The 15,176-nt window shown below is 57.3% G+C and carries 9 protein-coding genes, 1 tRNA gene and 1 pseudogene; 4 read left to right on the forward strand and 7 right to left on the reverse strand.

Annotation, left to right across the window (positions count from 1 at the left end):
- Window positions 1-18 precede the first annotated feature (18 nt).
- The 3 genes from AC6JAC_RS16765 to AC6JAC_RS16775 are packed head-to-tail and all read right to left on the reverse strand — an operon-like array spanning window position 19 to window position 5,155.
- Complete coding sequence (locus AC6JAC_RS16765) at window positions 19-963, reverse strand: PD-(D/E)XK motif protein (protein ID WP_497965582.1); 945 nt, start codon at window positions 961-963, stop codon at window positions 19-21.
- A complete protein-coding gene (locus AC6JAC_RS16770) occupies window positions 960-3,698 on the reverse strand; it encodes a Z1 domain-containing protein (protein ID WP_497965584.1) in 2,739 nt (912 codons plus the stop codon). The genes AC6JAC_RS16765 and AC6JAC_RS16770 overlap by 4 nt, the downstream gene beginning before the upstream one ends.
- Complete coding sequence (locus AC6JAC_RS16775) at window positions 3,695-5,155, reverse strand: ATP-binding protein (RefSeq protein WP_497965586.1); 1,461 nt, start codon at window positions 5,153-5,155, stop codon at window positions 3,695-3,697. The genes AC6JAC_RS16770 and AC6JAC_RS16775 overlap by 4 nt, the downstream gene beginning before the upstream one ends.
- Window positions 5,156-5,360: 205 nt before the next feature.
- Here AC6JAC_RS16775 and AC6JAC_RS16780 point away from each other — a divergent pair.
- A pseudogene (locus tag AC6JAC_RS16780) lies at window positions 5,361-6,246 on the forward strand (IS256 family transposase); the annotation flags it as partial.
- Between the two features lie 688 nt (window positions 6,247-6,934).
- On the opposite strand, the gene AC6JAC_RS16785 reads toward AC6JAC_RS16780, so the two are convergent.
- From AC6JAC_RS16785 to AC6JAC_RS16795, 3 genes are all read right to left on the reverse strand, one after another.
- The gene (locus tag AC6JAC_RS16785; RefSeq protein ID WP_497965588.1) at window positions 6,935-7,957 is read right to left on the reverse strand and encodes a restriction endonuclease PLD domain-containing protein; all 1,023 of its coding nucleotides are present in this window, start codon (window positions 7,955-7,957) and stop codon (window positions 6,935-6,937) included.
- Window positions 7,958-7,980: 23 nt separating this feature from the next.
- Window positions 7,981-9,054: a DNA cytosine methyltransferase gene (locus tag AC6JAC_RS16790; protein ID WP_497965590.1), complete on the reverse strand. Its 1,074-nt coding sequence runs from the start codon at window positions 9,052-9,054 to the stop codon at window positions 7,981-7,983.
- Window positions 9,055-9,360: 306 nt separating this feature from the next.
- Window positions 9,361-9,936: a DUF6339 family protein gene (locus AC6JAC_RS16795; RefSeq protein ID WP_497965592.1), complete on the reverse strand. Its 576-nt coding sequence runs from the start codon at window positions 9,934-9,936 to the stop codon at window positions 9,361-9,363.
- Window positions 9,937-10,468: 532 nt separating this feature from the next.
- Between AC6JAC_RS16795 and AC6JAC_RS16800 the strand changes: the two genes are divergently transcribed.
- Window positions 10,469-12,079 (forward strand): restriction endonuclease FokI C-terminal domain-containing protein, encoded by a 1,611-nt coding sequence (locus AC6JAC_RS16800; protein WP_497965594.1) that lies wholly within the window; start codon window positions 10,469-10,471, stop codon window positions 12,077-12,079.
- A 255-nt stretch (window positions 12,080-12,334) separates the two neighbouring features.
- On the opposite strand, the gene AC6JAC_RS16805 is transcribed toward AC6JAC_RS16800, so the two are convergent.
- Window positions 12,335-12,417 (reverse strand) — tRNA-Leu (locus AC6JAC_RS16805).
- Window positions 12,418-12,598: 181 nt separating this feature from the next.
- On the opposite strand from AC6JAC_RS16805, the gene AC6JAC_RS16810 reads away from it, so the two are divergent.
- Window positions 12,599-13,588 carry a hypothetical protein gene (locus AC6JAC_RS16810; RefSeq protein ID WP_497965596.1) on the forward strand — a complete coding sequence of 330 codons (990 nt, stop codon included), beginning with the start codon at window positions 12,599-12,601 and terminating at the stop codon, window positions 13,586-13,588.
- Window positions 13,589-13,595: 7 nt separating this feature from the next.
- On the forward strand, window positions 13,596-14,981 hold the full coding sequence (locus AC6JAC_RS16815) for an SIR2 family NAD-dependent protein deacylase (protein WP_497965598.1): 1,386 nt from the start codon (window positions 13,596-13,598) through the stop codon (window positions 14,979-14,981).
- The last annotated feature ends 195 nt before the right edge of the window (window positions 14,982-15,176 follow it).

Consider the following 15,176-nt stretch of genomic DNA (forward strand, 5'->3'; position numbering starts at 1 on the left):
ACGCCCCCAATGCTCCAACTAGTTTTCCAGCTTGAGCGTGCTCTGGTAATGCTCAAGCGCACCAAGATCCAGACTGTAAGACACGTCAGAGATACCCGCAGGAACCGACTTCTCATTGACGCGCGGGAAATCTCCCAGGACGTCGAACACCAGTTCATCTGTTGGCACGAACCACCATTCGCCGTAGTAGTCGTCAGTGAGGTCGATCTTGATCGCGTCCAACGCATCCGCCCACAACTCGCGGCTTTCCAATGAACTACCCAGCTGCCCGGCCAGCGAGCCTATGAGCGACGTGAGACCAATAGCACCGTCGTCATTGGGGTTAGCCCGCTCCATCGGAACGACGGCAAGCTGTAAAGTTATATCCGGAGTCTCGAGTTGCTCCACACTGGTAATCCTCACCCGAGTCGCCGGGCGATGTGCTGATTTCACTTCTACACAGTATCCGGAGACGAAGATGAAGTCTTTACTGTTTCCATAGGGGCCATTCCAAGCCCGGAGGGCTGTGATTGGTTCAATGCCCAACTCGAGCACGCGGCGCAAAATAATGAGCTCGGCGAAGAGGCCACGGATTCTTTCTTCACTCAACCGACCCACCTGACGCGCCAGAAGGTTACGGAACCCCTCCAGGGCATTCAGGAATGTTTCCAAAGCACCGCGAAATGATGCAGCTTTACTACTTTCGCTAAGTAGATGCCGACATAATGCTGAAAAAGCCGGCCGGAGCCCCTTATCCGTAGATGCGATTTGTAAATAATTAGTTCCATCGTTCCGGGAGTCAATGAAGACTGTGAATCCCTTGGCCCCGTCAACGAACTGTGGCAGAGCCTCGCGCAGTTCCAAAACAATCGCCGGACGGCCTCCGACATTCTGGGCAAAGACGGTGAACCATCTGTGTTCTATGGCTAGTATCTGGTTGTCGCCTTTCGCCAACACGCGAGCGAGCGTCTCCTCAATTTTCATTCCTCGACCTCGTCGTCGTCCTCAGTTGTCGGCATGCCGAAGTTAATTCGGGCGAAGACCTTGTTGACAATGAACTTGGCGCCATGCCCCTGTTCCAGCTCTAGCAACTCCTCTTCCGCGGTTAGTCCTGGAAAAGCTACTTTGAGAGCGACAAGCGGGTCGTCTTCGGATATCGACTCTTCCAGATCCGTGGATCGGGAAGTAATTGCGTAGATCAGGATGACCGGACGTTCAAGGGCATTGCGGGCGATCGTTCCTTCGGTGACTTTTTCGTCCTCAGACAACTCCTGCTCCAACTGCCGGACACGCTCAATTGTGAGCACGTTCTTGAGGTCACTGCCGGCAGCCACGCGCCTATTACCCATTCGCAACACCTTGGCTCCGTGCTCCGAAGTAATACCGTCGCGAACGCTACTTTTGACGGTGATAGGGCCGAACGAAGCATTCTCCCCGCTACCGCTAACGAATGCTACGTCCCAGAGATCGCCGTTCTTAGCGTCGGCGAGGTACGCCGCAAGTTGGGCCAACCCCTGCCCGCCCGTAGCTCGACCAAAGAATGGTTCGTGGTCGTACCCACGGAACTTGGTGAAGAGACGCTCTATGAGGTCCGCCGGTACTGACCTCCACACCTGGTGGTGCCCGGAACGCAACTCGGGGTCTTCTGCGTGACCCAATCCATGAACTTCGACAGCAAACTTCTTCACAGCCTCCAAATTTCGTGCCCTATCCCCGGCATCGGACGACAGAACGTGAGACTCGAACGTAGCTCCATGTATAGAAATCAAGCCTTCGAAGGCCACACCATGCTTCTGCTTGTTCGCGGCAGTGATCATGAATGATTCAGGATGTCGACGCATCTTCAGGCCGAAGTCCTTGGGTGTAAGTTCAAGGGCATTCATTTCCCGTAGCGACGCACGAAGGTCCGCAGAGAGCTCAGCGACGTACTTGAAGAGTTTCACAACGTCGTCGTCGATCCAGATTCGGACTAGATCTTCATAGCGGGGCCGATAGCCAAACCAGCGTCCCATTTGGAGGAGTGTATCGGCCGCACCTGCTCGGCGCACATAGTAGCTGATCTGCAGTCCGTCCAACGTCAGGCCGCGCGCCAAGACGTCGCCACCAATAAAGACTGTCGGTCTCAGGGACTCCTCGAAACGGGCATCGCGCGACATTCCGCTCAGCCGCTTGTTTCGTCCGGCCATGGTCAAACCGTTTACAAGTTCGACACGGATGTCTTCGGCAACGGCGATGACAAGGGGACGAACCTCGGACCAGATAACTCCAGACTGTGAGTACTCGCGTTCAAACACCCTGCGCAAGCGCCCAGTGGCCATAGATTCGGCACGATTCTCCGGCATCGCAAACTCCGCAAGAACGGCAGCGCTTATGTCACTCACGGCGAGTTCAGTCAAGCTCGCTATCTTGGCTTGCACGTCGTTGAAGCGCGAAACGTTGACCATCATCGCGGCTGGACGTGGTCCATCTTCGCGGGTCAACCGGATTGCCGTGCCAACATAGAACGCCGACAGCGCCTCCAGCATGCTTTCGGGTAGGGCGTCGACGGCGCGCGTGCGTTTGTGCGAGAAAGGCAATACTTCAAGACAGTCTGATACATCCGTGATTATTGAGCGATGGTTGGTTGCACCAGGTTCACCGCCAAGATAGGTTTCGATCCCTTGATAGTTAGAAGGACTCTCCAGTGACTGGATATAGTCACGCGGGAACAGATCGTCCTCAACTTCGTCGTCGATAAGTACGTTGGCGAAAGGAGTTGCCGTAATACCCATGTAAGAATTGCGTGACGAAGCAGAGAGGAGATGGCGTATGCCTTTGTTTACGGCCGCAACCTCGTCTTCCGATTTTGTGTTAATTGAAGCCCAGTCCGCCTCGTCGTCGATGACCACCAATGGTAGCGTGTGCTGTCCTTGGGGCGCTTGTCGTTTCAGGTATGCCGCGAGGTTGGCGAGCACTTTAGCGTTCTTTTTTATGACAAACACTGTTGGCGTGTCTCCAAAAGCAACTACTCCGGCTCTTTTGCTCGCAGCATTGAAGTCTGAGCGAGCCGTAGTCAGTACATTTGCCTGGAGAGTTTCGTTTATTTGGCCTACACCGACTCGAATGGTGGCCTCCTGAGCGATATTCTCGCTCATGAATAGTGAGTCAAGTCCAGTTAGATCGGAGTCCACCCGGCGCTGAGTTTGCCGCCTCAAATCCTCAGTATGACCGCCGATTACGATGATCAGCTTGTAACCGTAATCGATGGCTTTGTTTAGAACTCCAATATAGGTAGCCGTCTTTCCTGACTGCACCTCCCCGATGGCCAGTCCTCTTCTAGCCCATTCGCCGGCCTTTGTGGGATCCCCCATTAAGTCCACAATTGTGTCAGTTTGAGAATCCAATTTGTCGACAACTCGTGGGCTCCACTCCCGCCGCAGGAGAAGTTCCTCATAGGCGTCCCAGCGGGCACGGGGAACTGTCTCCTTCCGCATTTCGACCCAAGGCTGGAATGTCAACTTGTTGATGACGCCAATACCTATTTTGAGTTCAACGGCATGAAGCTCGAGAACTCTGTCGACTACCCACTGGATATCCACCGGGCCGAGCCCCTTTGACACAAATGGAGCCATACCGACAGCCCGCGCCCGCACCTCGTCTAAGTCGATCGTCTCATCATCGACCATGGTGCCATTCAGCGCACGCAACAGTTTCCGCTTCTCAGCGTCCAGCTCGATCACGAATCTTCCTTCCAAACGGCGTCAACAAGGGTTTCTAGGTCATTTACACGGTCAAATGGTTCGATTGCTGCCAGGACCTTCAGAATCTGATCAGGTGCGCCGGCAAAGGCGTGAGTGTCCCGCAGGCCTCGCAGTCGGGCACGTACATCGTCAGCATCGGCAGTGACTTGCACGGGATGGTCGTTCTGGGCTGCGTGAACATACAGGTCTGAAACGGGGAAGGTTGCAGAAAGGTCGGCAAGCAAGCGGGCTAGGGTGACCTTAGACTCTGCATCAATGTTGTCGCACAGTGCGAGAACCGATGGGTGTTCCTGGTTTACCTCGTAGCGATAGCCGTCGCGATCAACAATCTTCAGCCACATACGGACGATCTCTCTGTCCGTTTCCCTCCGCCCCCTGAAGGTATGTACACGTTTGCTTTTTGCGATCACGCCGCTGAGGATGCGGCGTAGATGCGTTTTAAAAACCTGCGGCGGCTCAGCACGTGACTTCTTTATATCCAGTTGCCACAGATGGTCCAGAGAATTTGGCAGGTCGACTCGGATTCTCGCCTGCTTAGTCAATTCGTCTCGCTTCGCTAATCCATACCAGTGGCCGTGAGAAATTAAGCGCCGATTCCTGTAGACATAGAAGCCCTGGGCTTCACGCATGTCGACCCCCAAGTCGGCACGCTTGCGGTCCTTTGGGGTCACTCCAGATGTATGGGGAAGCGTAAAAGCAGTGGCTTCTATTTTGTGCCCATCGACAACAATGCGTTCCATAGATGTCCGTTGCGTCTTAGGGTTAGATGACAAAAACGGATCCAAAGGCTGAACGAGAAGGCCGTTGACGCTGATCTGAAGGCGCCCCGCGGCATGCACCTCAAGGAACCGATGAAAAGTCAGACTCAGGTGGTCCCGCAGGCCGGACAACCGCTCGGCCATCACTCCCTCCGCATCTTCCGCTCGCCCTAAGAGGTAATCCAGGTTCCGCCAGACCACTAGCGTGCCAGAGTCCCGCCCGCTAAACGTCTCTATTCCGGGAATACCCTCGAGCTCTACATCATCTAAGACTTGAAGGGACCATTGACCCGTTGCTTTCACGTGGTCGATGTCCCACTGAAGGGCAGTCGATACTCCCGACCTGCGCGTAACAACCGTGAGTTGCCTAGCTTGAGACAGCGAAGCTGTCTTCAAACCCAGACCGAATCGCCCAAGGTCCGCGTTGTCCCGCACGCCGTTCCCCACAGACCCTGCGAGTCTCAAGGCTGCCCGGGCGGTCGCCGGGTCCATACCATCGCCGTCGTCGGTAATGGTGACGAACTTTGCCTCTACCGGATCGCCGACAATGTCCACGCGTTTGGCCTTAGCCGTGATGCTGTTATCCACTAAGTCGGCGATAGCGGATTCGAATGAGTACCCGACCGAACGCATCGATTCCAACAGTTCTACCCCGGGTACCAGAACCTCGTCCTGCACTTGCCTATATCCCCCTCGGACTGTGATGTCCTTCGTGCAGTCAACGAATTAGACGTCATCGTGTAAGCCAACTTACGCAGTGGGCATGGGGGAACAATACCTGAGATCTGACCGTGGGGACTGTAAGAAAAACGGTGTGTGGGGGTCCGGCCTGATCCGGAAGGGGACGGCCGTGTCAGAGTCCACGGCCGAGATGGCAGGGGTGATGATCGATCCTGTGACGGGAGAGATCATCGATCAGAAAGAGCTTGCGGAGCGGTTGCTCGCGCAGGCCAAGGAGCAGGGTGTGAGCCTGGTAGGCCCGGGTGGGGTTGTTGAACCAGCTCACGAGGAATGTGCTGGAGACCGCGCTGGAAGCGGAACTGACCGAGCACCTCGGCCACGAGCATGGCATGCGTAACGGCACCAGGTCCAAGACCGTGCTGGCCGAGATCGGCCCGGTCGAGATTGTGGTGCCCCGGGATCGGGACGGCTCGTTCGAGCCGGTGATTGTGCCCAAGCGGAAACGGCGTCTGGACGGGATCGACCAGATTGTCCTCTCGCTGTCCGCCCGGGGGCTGACCACCGGGGAAATCGCCGCGCATTTCGAGGAGGTCTACGGGGCCAAGGTCTCCAAAGACACCATCAGCCGCATCACGGAGAAGGTTGTTGGCGAACTCGCGGAGTGGTCTGCCCGTCCACTGGATCCGGTCTATCCGGTGCTCTTCGTGGACGCGGTCGTAGTCAAGGTCCGTGATGGGCAGGTGCGCAACACTCCGTTCTATGTCGTCATGGGCGTCACCGCGAACGGGGAGCGGGAGATCCTGGGGATCTGGGCCGGCGACGGCGGTGAGGGTGCCCGGTTCTGGCTCCAGGTGTTCTCCGAGCTGAAGAACCGGGGTGTGGAAGATGTGTTGATCGCTGTCTGCGATGGGCTCAAGGGCCTGCCGGTGGCGATCACGACCACGTGGGAGCGAACGGTGGTGCAGCAGTGCGTTGTGCAGCTGATGCGCAACAGCTTCCGCTAAGCCGGACGCCAGCACCGCGACGGGATCGTCAAGGCGCTCAAGCCGGTCTACACGGCCCCGTCCGAGCAAGCGGCGAAGGACCGGTCAGGAGATTCTAAAGGCGGCGTTGGAGTCCACGGAAAAAGCGCACGGGGTCTCGGAGAAACTATCCGAGAGCGCGGAGCCGGCCCCGCTGCAGACGCCATCCGAGAAGAAGCAGTCGCAGGCCTCAGACGGATTGACCGTGGTGACCGCGTGCCAGGTCATGGGTGTTTCCCGGCCTACCTGGTAACGGAACCCCGCGCCACGGACCTTGAATGCGGCACCCCGGTCCAGAAAGAACGCGTGCAGCCAGCGACACTCAGCGGCCAGGAACGAGCTCATATCGAGGCGTTTCTGACCGATGAATCCGCGGATTTGAGCGTGACCCAAGTGTTCTACCGGACCCTGGACCGGGGGACCTATATTGCCTCGGAATCATCGTGGCGCCGGGTGGCAAGGGCGAGGAAACTCAATGGCGACCGTAGGGTCATGACCACCCATAAACCATTGGTGATCCAGGAACTGTGCCCGTCCCGCCCGAACCAGGTGTGATCGTGGGATACCACCGTCCTGCGGTCCGTGGACCGGGGCCGCAACCCACACCCGTCAACTACGTAGAAGGTGCATTGACTATAAGTACCGACCAACCCAGAAGCCCGGGCAGTGTCGTCACCGTCGCGCTTCACCGCCGAGAACTCTGGCCCAGCCCGTTTCAATCCAATGCCAGCGGGCGTAGCAACACAAGCCTGTACTAGTGCACAGAGAAGTCGAGAGCGTACTGACCGTTCCCGAGGTAGGTCACGTCGATGTCCGAGCGCCCATATTGATCGAGTTGTTGCCTACCAACGAACGCCCCTGAAGCTAGGCCCATACGACGGCGAATGTAAGACCCCAAGTGCGAGTTTGGCGCAGAAGTTGTTAGGTCCTTCCCGTACGAGTTGTCGCCGCTGGCTATTCTTACCGAGAGGAGTTCCAAATCATCCCCCACCATATCGAAGGTTACATTCCGTGGCGGAAAGAATCCGCTCTGTCCGATTGCAGATGGGACAGAAATATACGCCTCGTCTTCGCTTGCCCGCCCACGGCTCAGGCCCCAGTTAATGCCGCCTCCGGGAGCATAGTCATCACCATTCGACTTAAGCAGAGACAAGCTACGTGTAATGCCTACCCACTCACGGTCGCCTGAAAGTTCCCCCGGTCTACGCTCAGTCAACCTCGCCAGAGCCAATTCGGACGGGCGCTGATGACGCAGGGGCAACTGGTCACGTGTCGCTTCGTCAACGTCGGAACAGGACAGCAACAGATCCACGCCGGACTCGCAGTAGTCAGCTGCCACCTCAGGATATACGTTGGTCATGACGTTCTGCTGTCCCGTGCGTTGCAGGCCAAACCCGGGGTTGGTGTAATTGGCCGACCCTGCAAAAGCGTCGACGGGAGAGCCGTTGTCTGACCACACATACACCTTGGAATGCACGACGTGCGGCCCTGGAAAATAGGAAACCTTCAGGCTTCCGTCCAAGAGCCTTTGTTCAGTCAGACGCACGAACGCGTCGTGCTCCGGCCGCGTGGTACCGCCGGCCGCGAACATGCCGATGCGAAGATCGATAGACATCTTGGGCAATGCTGAACCCGAGATACCGAGGGCCCGCTTGATGCGACTCATATGCTCAATGATCGTGGCCGGTGATGCGTAGCCGGAAACAATTGTCAGGGTGTCAGCCCCGGCTAAAAGCGGCTGGATCAAGACTCGTTCGAAAAGCTCCGTGGCAAACATTGGACCCCCATTAGGTCGAGCACTTAGCTCGAAAAGACCGGAACCCGCTTCATTAGATTGGGCTCCACCGAATCGTAAGCCAGCCCGGCGAAAGTACGCAATACTGCCTCAAAAACAACGCGGGCTCCTTCCACCGGCACAGCCATGCCAATTTGCTTGCGTACGCTTTCCTTGGATCCTTGAAAGTGGTACCAGTCAGGGAATGTCTGCAACCTTGCTCGTTCCCGGTTCGTCAAGGCACGGTTTTCCGACCAGTGATAAACATGCGTTCCCCCGCCTCCGGATCCCGTGATGGTGTAAGAGGGCATATCGGGGCGAAGCCTCTTGTAAATCTGGCTCATGGTCGCACCGGCCACATTAAGTTTGAGATGCTCCGGCAAATCTGCCGTGAAAGCGTTCTGGCCAGGCATGATGTGGGATAATCGCTCCTGCACCACAGGTGACTGCTTTGTAGGCTCGTTATTGAGAGCGTCAGCTGCAATAGGGGGCTGTTCGATAGCCGAGCGGGAACTAACATCAATGTGGCTGTAAAGCGCCGGTGACGGGACCTTAAACTCAACGTCCTGATCGTTTCGGATACCCACGATCAAAATCCGGTGGCGCGCCTGTGGAACTCCGTACTGCTCGAATTTGTAGAGATGGGGAACAACGCTATATCCGGCCTGGATCATTTCACCCAAAATGAGCCCGAAGGTATCGCCAGAATTGGAGCTTCGAAGGCCACCGACGTTTTCAGCGACGAACCACAGAGGTTGGTGGGACTTCAGGACGCTTATGCCGTGCTGATACAGGGGTCCAAAGGTGCCATCGATTCCTTTTTGCTCACCGACAATGCTGAAGTCATTGCAGGGGAACCCAAATGCAAAACCCTCGATCTCAGGTAGTGAGTGCGTTTCAAAGGTCCGGACGTCCTCGCAGTGAACCGATTCAGCGGATGCACCCGGGATGTTCGCGATGTAGGTGTCGCAGGTGGAGCGATCATAGTCGCTCGCCCACTGGTGGACGATTTCGTGTCCAGGTACCTTGACTCCTGCCAGCTTGGCGCCCAAAGCGAGACCGCCTGGGCCCGAAAATAACTCACCGAGTCTGTACTTCACTGCATCTCCCTTGGGAACTAAAGGCTCAGCGCACACCACGGGCGTACGTTGCGAACTTTGCGTCTAATCGCATCTACGAAAGTATGTTCGACTGACTGCGCCAGTCTAGCAGCTGCCTCCGACGACGAGAGCTCCGGCGCCCGACTGTCGTGTCGAGAAACACACGCGAGTCGCCGCGCAAAAACCTCTGATTGCAAATTACCTAGTAGGTTGCAATCAGAGTCGACGTCACCATCAGGCACTTGAGCCTGTTCTAGAAGGCTCACCTCTCCACCCTCGTTGCCCTGCACCAATTCCACGTCGTTGTCAGGTTATAGAGACGCTGCCAGCGCCCTGAATGTCCCGACGGTGTCTGCTACGGGGAGGGCGCTTACTCGCCGATAGCCCATCAAGAAGGTCGTCTACCAAAAATGACCTCGTAAGGTTCTTCCCGCTGTCGATGAAATCGCCCTCGTCGTCAAGCGCCTGCAGCATAGTCAGCAGGACTTCCCTTGACCAACAGATCATTCGGTCAAGAAGCTCTTGGAGCAGACGTTGGTTCGAAAACATGATCATCGTGAAGTGGTAATGGTCATCGTTGCGGAGTCCCGCAAAGCGTCCCGAAGGGTCATCCCAGGGGGAAACCGTAAGCTCCGTTGCCCACCAGAGTCGTGAGAGAGCATTTCTACCAAGCCTAGGCGGACTTCCGTCTGTGAACCATCGCCGCTCAAGCTGTCGGGCGAACTTGGCCCTTATCCTCCCCGTACCCGATGGGGCATTTTGCAGACCTGATGGCCAACAGCTCAGAACGTATGCGCGGAAGGTCACGTTTGTCAGGTACGCCCAGAGCCGTGCGGTCTGACGCCTGCAACCCGGGGAGACGGGGGATGAAGTTGACGTCACGGCCTCAAATTACTTCGACATGTTCGTGATGGACTTTCAGGGGCGAAATTTCGCTAAATTGGCCTTGTATCGCTTTCAGAGCATTTACTACCGCGGCCCGCATCGATCTCATTCGTCCCCGGATGAACTGCTGCGAAGAGACATAGCGTTGTCGACGGGCGGCTTGACAACATGGCGCCATCAGAAGCCAGCAACGCCGTTGCAGGAGGAGCTGAAGCTGAACGTTCGGGTGCATGTGGTGCCAGTTATTCCGGCCGCTCCGGCCGGAATAAGGCCCCGGACTGGGACGCAAGTTCCGAGGACAGGGGACTCGCGCTTACCATTGGGGAGCATCGTCCGCTCAACAGAATTGAATGGGCTAATTACCGGGTTCCCCTAGCGCGTCTGCGCAGAATGGGGAAGCGAGCGTAGGAAGTGGACCGGCATTATTTGCTCCGGCCAACGGTGTGCGGATGATCCTCGAAGTTCTGCACCGAAAAATCACCGGCCCCGTGTTTCCGCGTTGACTCGTCTTTCAAGGAGTAGCCTCGTCGTGTTGAATTACTGGATGTTCCCCCGGCCTTTCCGAAAGCTCACGGGCGTTCCGTTGCTCGTAGCAGTCAGCGTCAAAATAGCGCTTGGGAAGGAATGGGCCGGGCAGAAGGGGACCCAACTCAGTTTCGAGGATGCGCTGGAACAGGCTGGACTCAAGCGTCCCGGCGAACGTCGTGACGCTTCCGGAAGTGGCGGCCGGACGCATCAAGCGTTACTAAAGACACTAGGCCTCATGTTTATCGGCACTGACCAGAACGGGGTCAAAAGGCTGTATACCACTCTGGCCGGCGATGAGCTTGCCAAAGGGGCGAACCCGATACCCGTGCTGACGCAACAGGTCATAAAGAATCAGTTCCCCTCCTTCCAGTACAGCGGAGCTCCGGGCCTAAAAGAGATGGCACCTAGGTTCAAAGTCCGGCCATTCGTCTTCATCCTCCAGTTGCTCCTGCATCCGAAGCTGGGCGGTATTTTGACCCAGGAAGAGACGGCCAAGCTCGTCGTTACATACGGTGAGACGAACAACCCGAAGTGCGTAGATGACGTTGTCGAGAGGATCCTGAGGTTCCGCACACATGGCGACTCGTCGCTCGAATCCGACTTCGACGACAAATTCGGCACCAGCTGGCAGCAGTCACGATCGGGCGACCGATTCGGCCACCTCCTCGACGTAGCCAACACCGCCCTGAACTGGTTGGAATACACATTGCTGACCCAGCGGGAACTCCGACCGTCGTCGATCAGCTTGATACCGAGCCAGCTGGAGAAGGCGCAAAACTACGTGAGCACGTACCAGTCGAAGCCACTGCTCCGAAACCACACTGATGAGGCGAGGTTCCAGCGCGCCTACGGACTGGCCCCCGGGGCATTGCGCGACAACCGAAACCTGACCCGCGAAACCACAGTGACTCTCCAAACAGTGATGGCGTCGGAAGTCAACGCGCAATTCATGAAGCTTTCGACGACCCGGATCATCACGGGCGTAGACGCAGGCGTCGTCCGAGAGATCAGAGACATTACGGGCTTCGACGAGGCGTTCGTCCAGGCGACACTTCAGAGATTGCATCCCAAAGGTGAACTGGGACCGTTCCTGACTAAGCTCAACGAGATGGCCCATCAAGGCCGTGAAGAAGCGCGCGACTTTGAGCTGGCCACTGCTGAAGTGTTCCGCAAAGTCTTTGGCTTCGAAGCGGAGCAGGTCGGCCAGCAGGGCCGCCAGCCGGACATCTGGGTAAAAGATCCGGCATCCGGGTACTCCGGCATAATCGACAACAAGGCGATCAAGGACTTTTCGATCAGTCATACGGCTGAATCTGTCATGACCAACACCTACATACCGGCGTACCTACATAGCGGTGGGAACGATTTGGCGTTCTTTATGTACATCGCAGCCGGACTGAAGCCGACGATCAACCGTGGCCTGTCCAACATCATCGAACAGACAGGTGTCGGTGGCTCTGCAATCGACATAGCCACATTCATCGAACTGGTGTTGCAGTACGAAGGCACGGAGCATGAGTCTCGCCGCGACTCGTTGCGTGACCTATTCTCTATCGGGCGAGCCATCTTGCTCTCTGACGTCGTAAAAGCGCTTCCTGCCAAGGCAACCTAAGGTTGGCAGGCACGGTAGCACCGCGATCTTTCCCTAAAGCCTGAGCTATTTAGGCAGCTATTGCGAGCGGATTAGTTCAAACATAGCCCGCGTACGTGGCCTGTGACCACGAGCATCCGGCAGGAGTCCCCGCGACGGCTCATACCACAAAACAGGCGGGGGACACAGTTCGGTAAATGCCTTACGAGATTGTCTTTTTGGCGCTGTAAATAAAAAACCCCCGGAAAATCAACCGATTTCCGGGGGTTTTCTTTGTGCGCGGAGGGGGACTTGAACCCCCACCCCCTTTCGAGGACTAGCACCTCAAGCTAGCGCGTCTGCCATTCCGCCACCCGCGCATGTAGTAATCCATGAAAACTTCCGTCATGCGGCGTGTTTTTTCTGGAAGCAACGAAAAAGACCATAGCACAAAGAGTCCCCGACATCTGGCGTGTCGGTGGCGTTCTCCAACTGTGGCACCGCTGAATCGGAGTAAGCCCACTAATCCGTATTGTGCGGGATGTCATTTAGCATGAGCCAATGACCATCTCAGTGGGGGCACTTTTCGACAAGTCCGGATTGCGTCCGGCTGGTGTCGTTCAGTGGGGCGACCAGGTGCCGTTGGATCTTCCTGGTGTTTATGTCGTGACGTCCACCCCGGAGCTCAGCGATCCGGTCGGCCGGATGGGGATATATCAATATGACCTCGGCGCATTCGAAGCGCTTAGGATCGATTGCCCGTCCGTGACCGTCGACGGTGCGCCGGCAACGAATGAGCGTCTCGCCGAACGAATCGGTGCCTTTTGGATTCCGGAATCAGCCATTCTTTACGTCGGTCTAGCCAGCACGTCCGTGCGAAAGCGCGTCCATCAGTACTACGGCACCCACATTGGCCAACGCTCGCCGCACGCGGGTGGATGGTGGCTGAAGCCCCTCATCGATCTTGAGTCACTGTTCGTGCACTACGCGGAAACCGAGACACCGAGGTCCTCGGAGGACCGGCTGCTGAAGACTTTCGCAGCCACCGTACCGCCGTCCGTTCGGAGAGTCCTCTATGACTCCGAGCGAATTGCCCCGTTTGCAAACATCGAGGTGCAAGCGGGCATTAGGAAGCGGCATGGCATGGCCGGATACAAAAAGACGCGCGCGAGCGTCGAGAGTTCACTAATAACTGCCTCGCGCGCCGACTTGGCATCGGTTCCCGAACGTGGCCACAGTCCTGCAAGGTCGACGTCCCCAAGCCAGGCCGGCGCGAGCAAGGGGACGCGAATTGAGTCCCAAGTCATCACCGACAAAGACCGGGCAGGTTCTAACCTTCGGGTCCCTTCCCGGTCGAAGTTCGCATTGCCGGCAGTAGATGGTTATCTCGAGGTGAGTTACCGGGGCCGCAGGGTCGATGCTCTCTGGCGGGTGAATGGCTCCCGTTCGGGAACCATCGGGCTTGGACGGACCATCATGGGTTCGATTGGAACGCCGAATGACAGCGTCTGGATGCGGGTCGATGGAACTTCAATCGTCATCGAGGATTGAGGCCAATATGACTCAACCGCACGTTCTTGTAGCCATGGCCGACATCTTGAACCTCAGGTGTGACGCATGGCTGCTTCCTACCGACTCGCGCGTCCGCATCGAGCACCATTGGCTTGTTGCTCATCCTGAGCTCCGGAAGCTCGCAGCTACTTCGGCCTCTGCAGATTTCCATGATGGTGTTTCACTGGCCGAGCCAATCCGGCCCTGGGACCCTAACGCTCCGCTGCCGATCATGGCTGCGGTACCGGACGACGGCAATTGGACGCCGGCCGCCGTCACCGTAAGGGTTGAAGCATTCGTGCGAAGTGCTATGGCTGCCATTCCAGAGTCTGGCTCGCGTCCACTGCGCCTCCTTGCGTTGCCATTTTTCGGTACAGCCGGAGGAGGGGCCGGGACCCACCTCGGCGCTGCGCTGTGCGCGATTCTCGACGCCTGCAATGAACTCGCTTCCCGCTACGTCGTCGACCTAGTCCTGGTGCTGCGAGACAGAGCTGCCTTTTCCCTGGCCCAAAAGCTGCGTCGCGAGGCCTCTGATTACTCGACTTGGTCCTCCCTCGGTGATCAACTGCATGAAAGCGCCAAGTACCTTGGTGGCATAGCCCGAGCGGGCCATCTGGTGCCCTTCCTCGGTGCCGGCGTAAGCGTCAGCGCTGGGGCACCGAGCTGGGGACAGCTCCTCGCTGAATTGAGGACTGGCGTCCATCTGGATGCCCCTCAAGAGGCCGCATTCGATGCTCTCGGTGTACTCGACCAAGCTGGCGTTCTGGAGCAGCTCTATTCAGATCAGCACGGCTCCCGAACTGCCTTCGGAGAGGCCATAGCAAATGCTGTCGACCTGCCGCGCTACGGGTTGACGCCGGCGTTGCTTGCCACCCTGCCGTCTGTTGGCGCCATCACACTCAACTGCGACAGACTTTTCGAAACTGCCTGCATTGATGCCCAGCGGCCGCGAACCGTCTTACCGGAGAATGTTCCTGCAGTCGGCAACAACTGGTTGCTTAAGCTGCACGGATCAGTCAGCCAACCTGGAAGCATCGTGCTCACCCGGGATGACTACCTTAGCTACAACAGCAACAGAGACGCCTTGTCAGCCTTAGTCAAAGCCCACTTGCTTACGCATCATTTGCTAATTGTTGGTTTCGGCCTCGCCGACGATCATTTCCATGAAATCGTCCACGACGTCAGGCGTGCGTTGCCGGCCGAGGTCTCCAAGAAGCACCAGATGGGCACGGTGCTGTCGCTCTTTCATGAGCCGCTCCAAAAACTCGTGTGGGAAGGGAAGCTAGAAATCCTGCCGATGGCCCGGAATGCTCCTGCACCAGGTTCCGGGGCGGACGAGACGCAGGCCGCTGTGGCCGCGACCGGAAGGAACTCGAAATCTTCCTCGACATGATGATGGCCTACGCGACGGACAGTCACTCCTATCTGCTGGCTCCCGCATACACTCGCGGGCTCTCCAGAGAGGAAAGCCAACTCCGACAGCAGCTTTTGACACTCGCGGAACAAACTAGGGCTGGGGCAACCGCTGAGGTACGGGGCGTACTCGACGCTGCGCTCGCGACGCTGGGCTACAGCCCCGGCAACGACT

Source organism: Arthrobacter sp. KUASC02 (genome assembly GCF_059739395.1).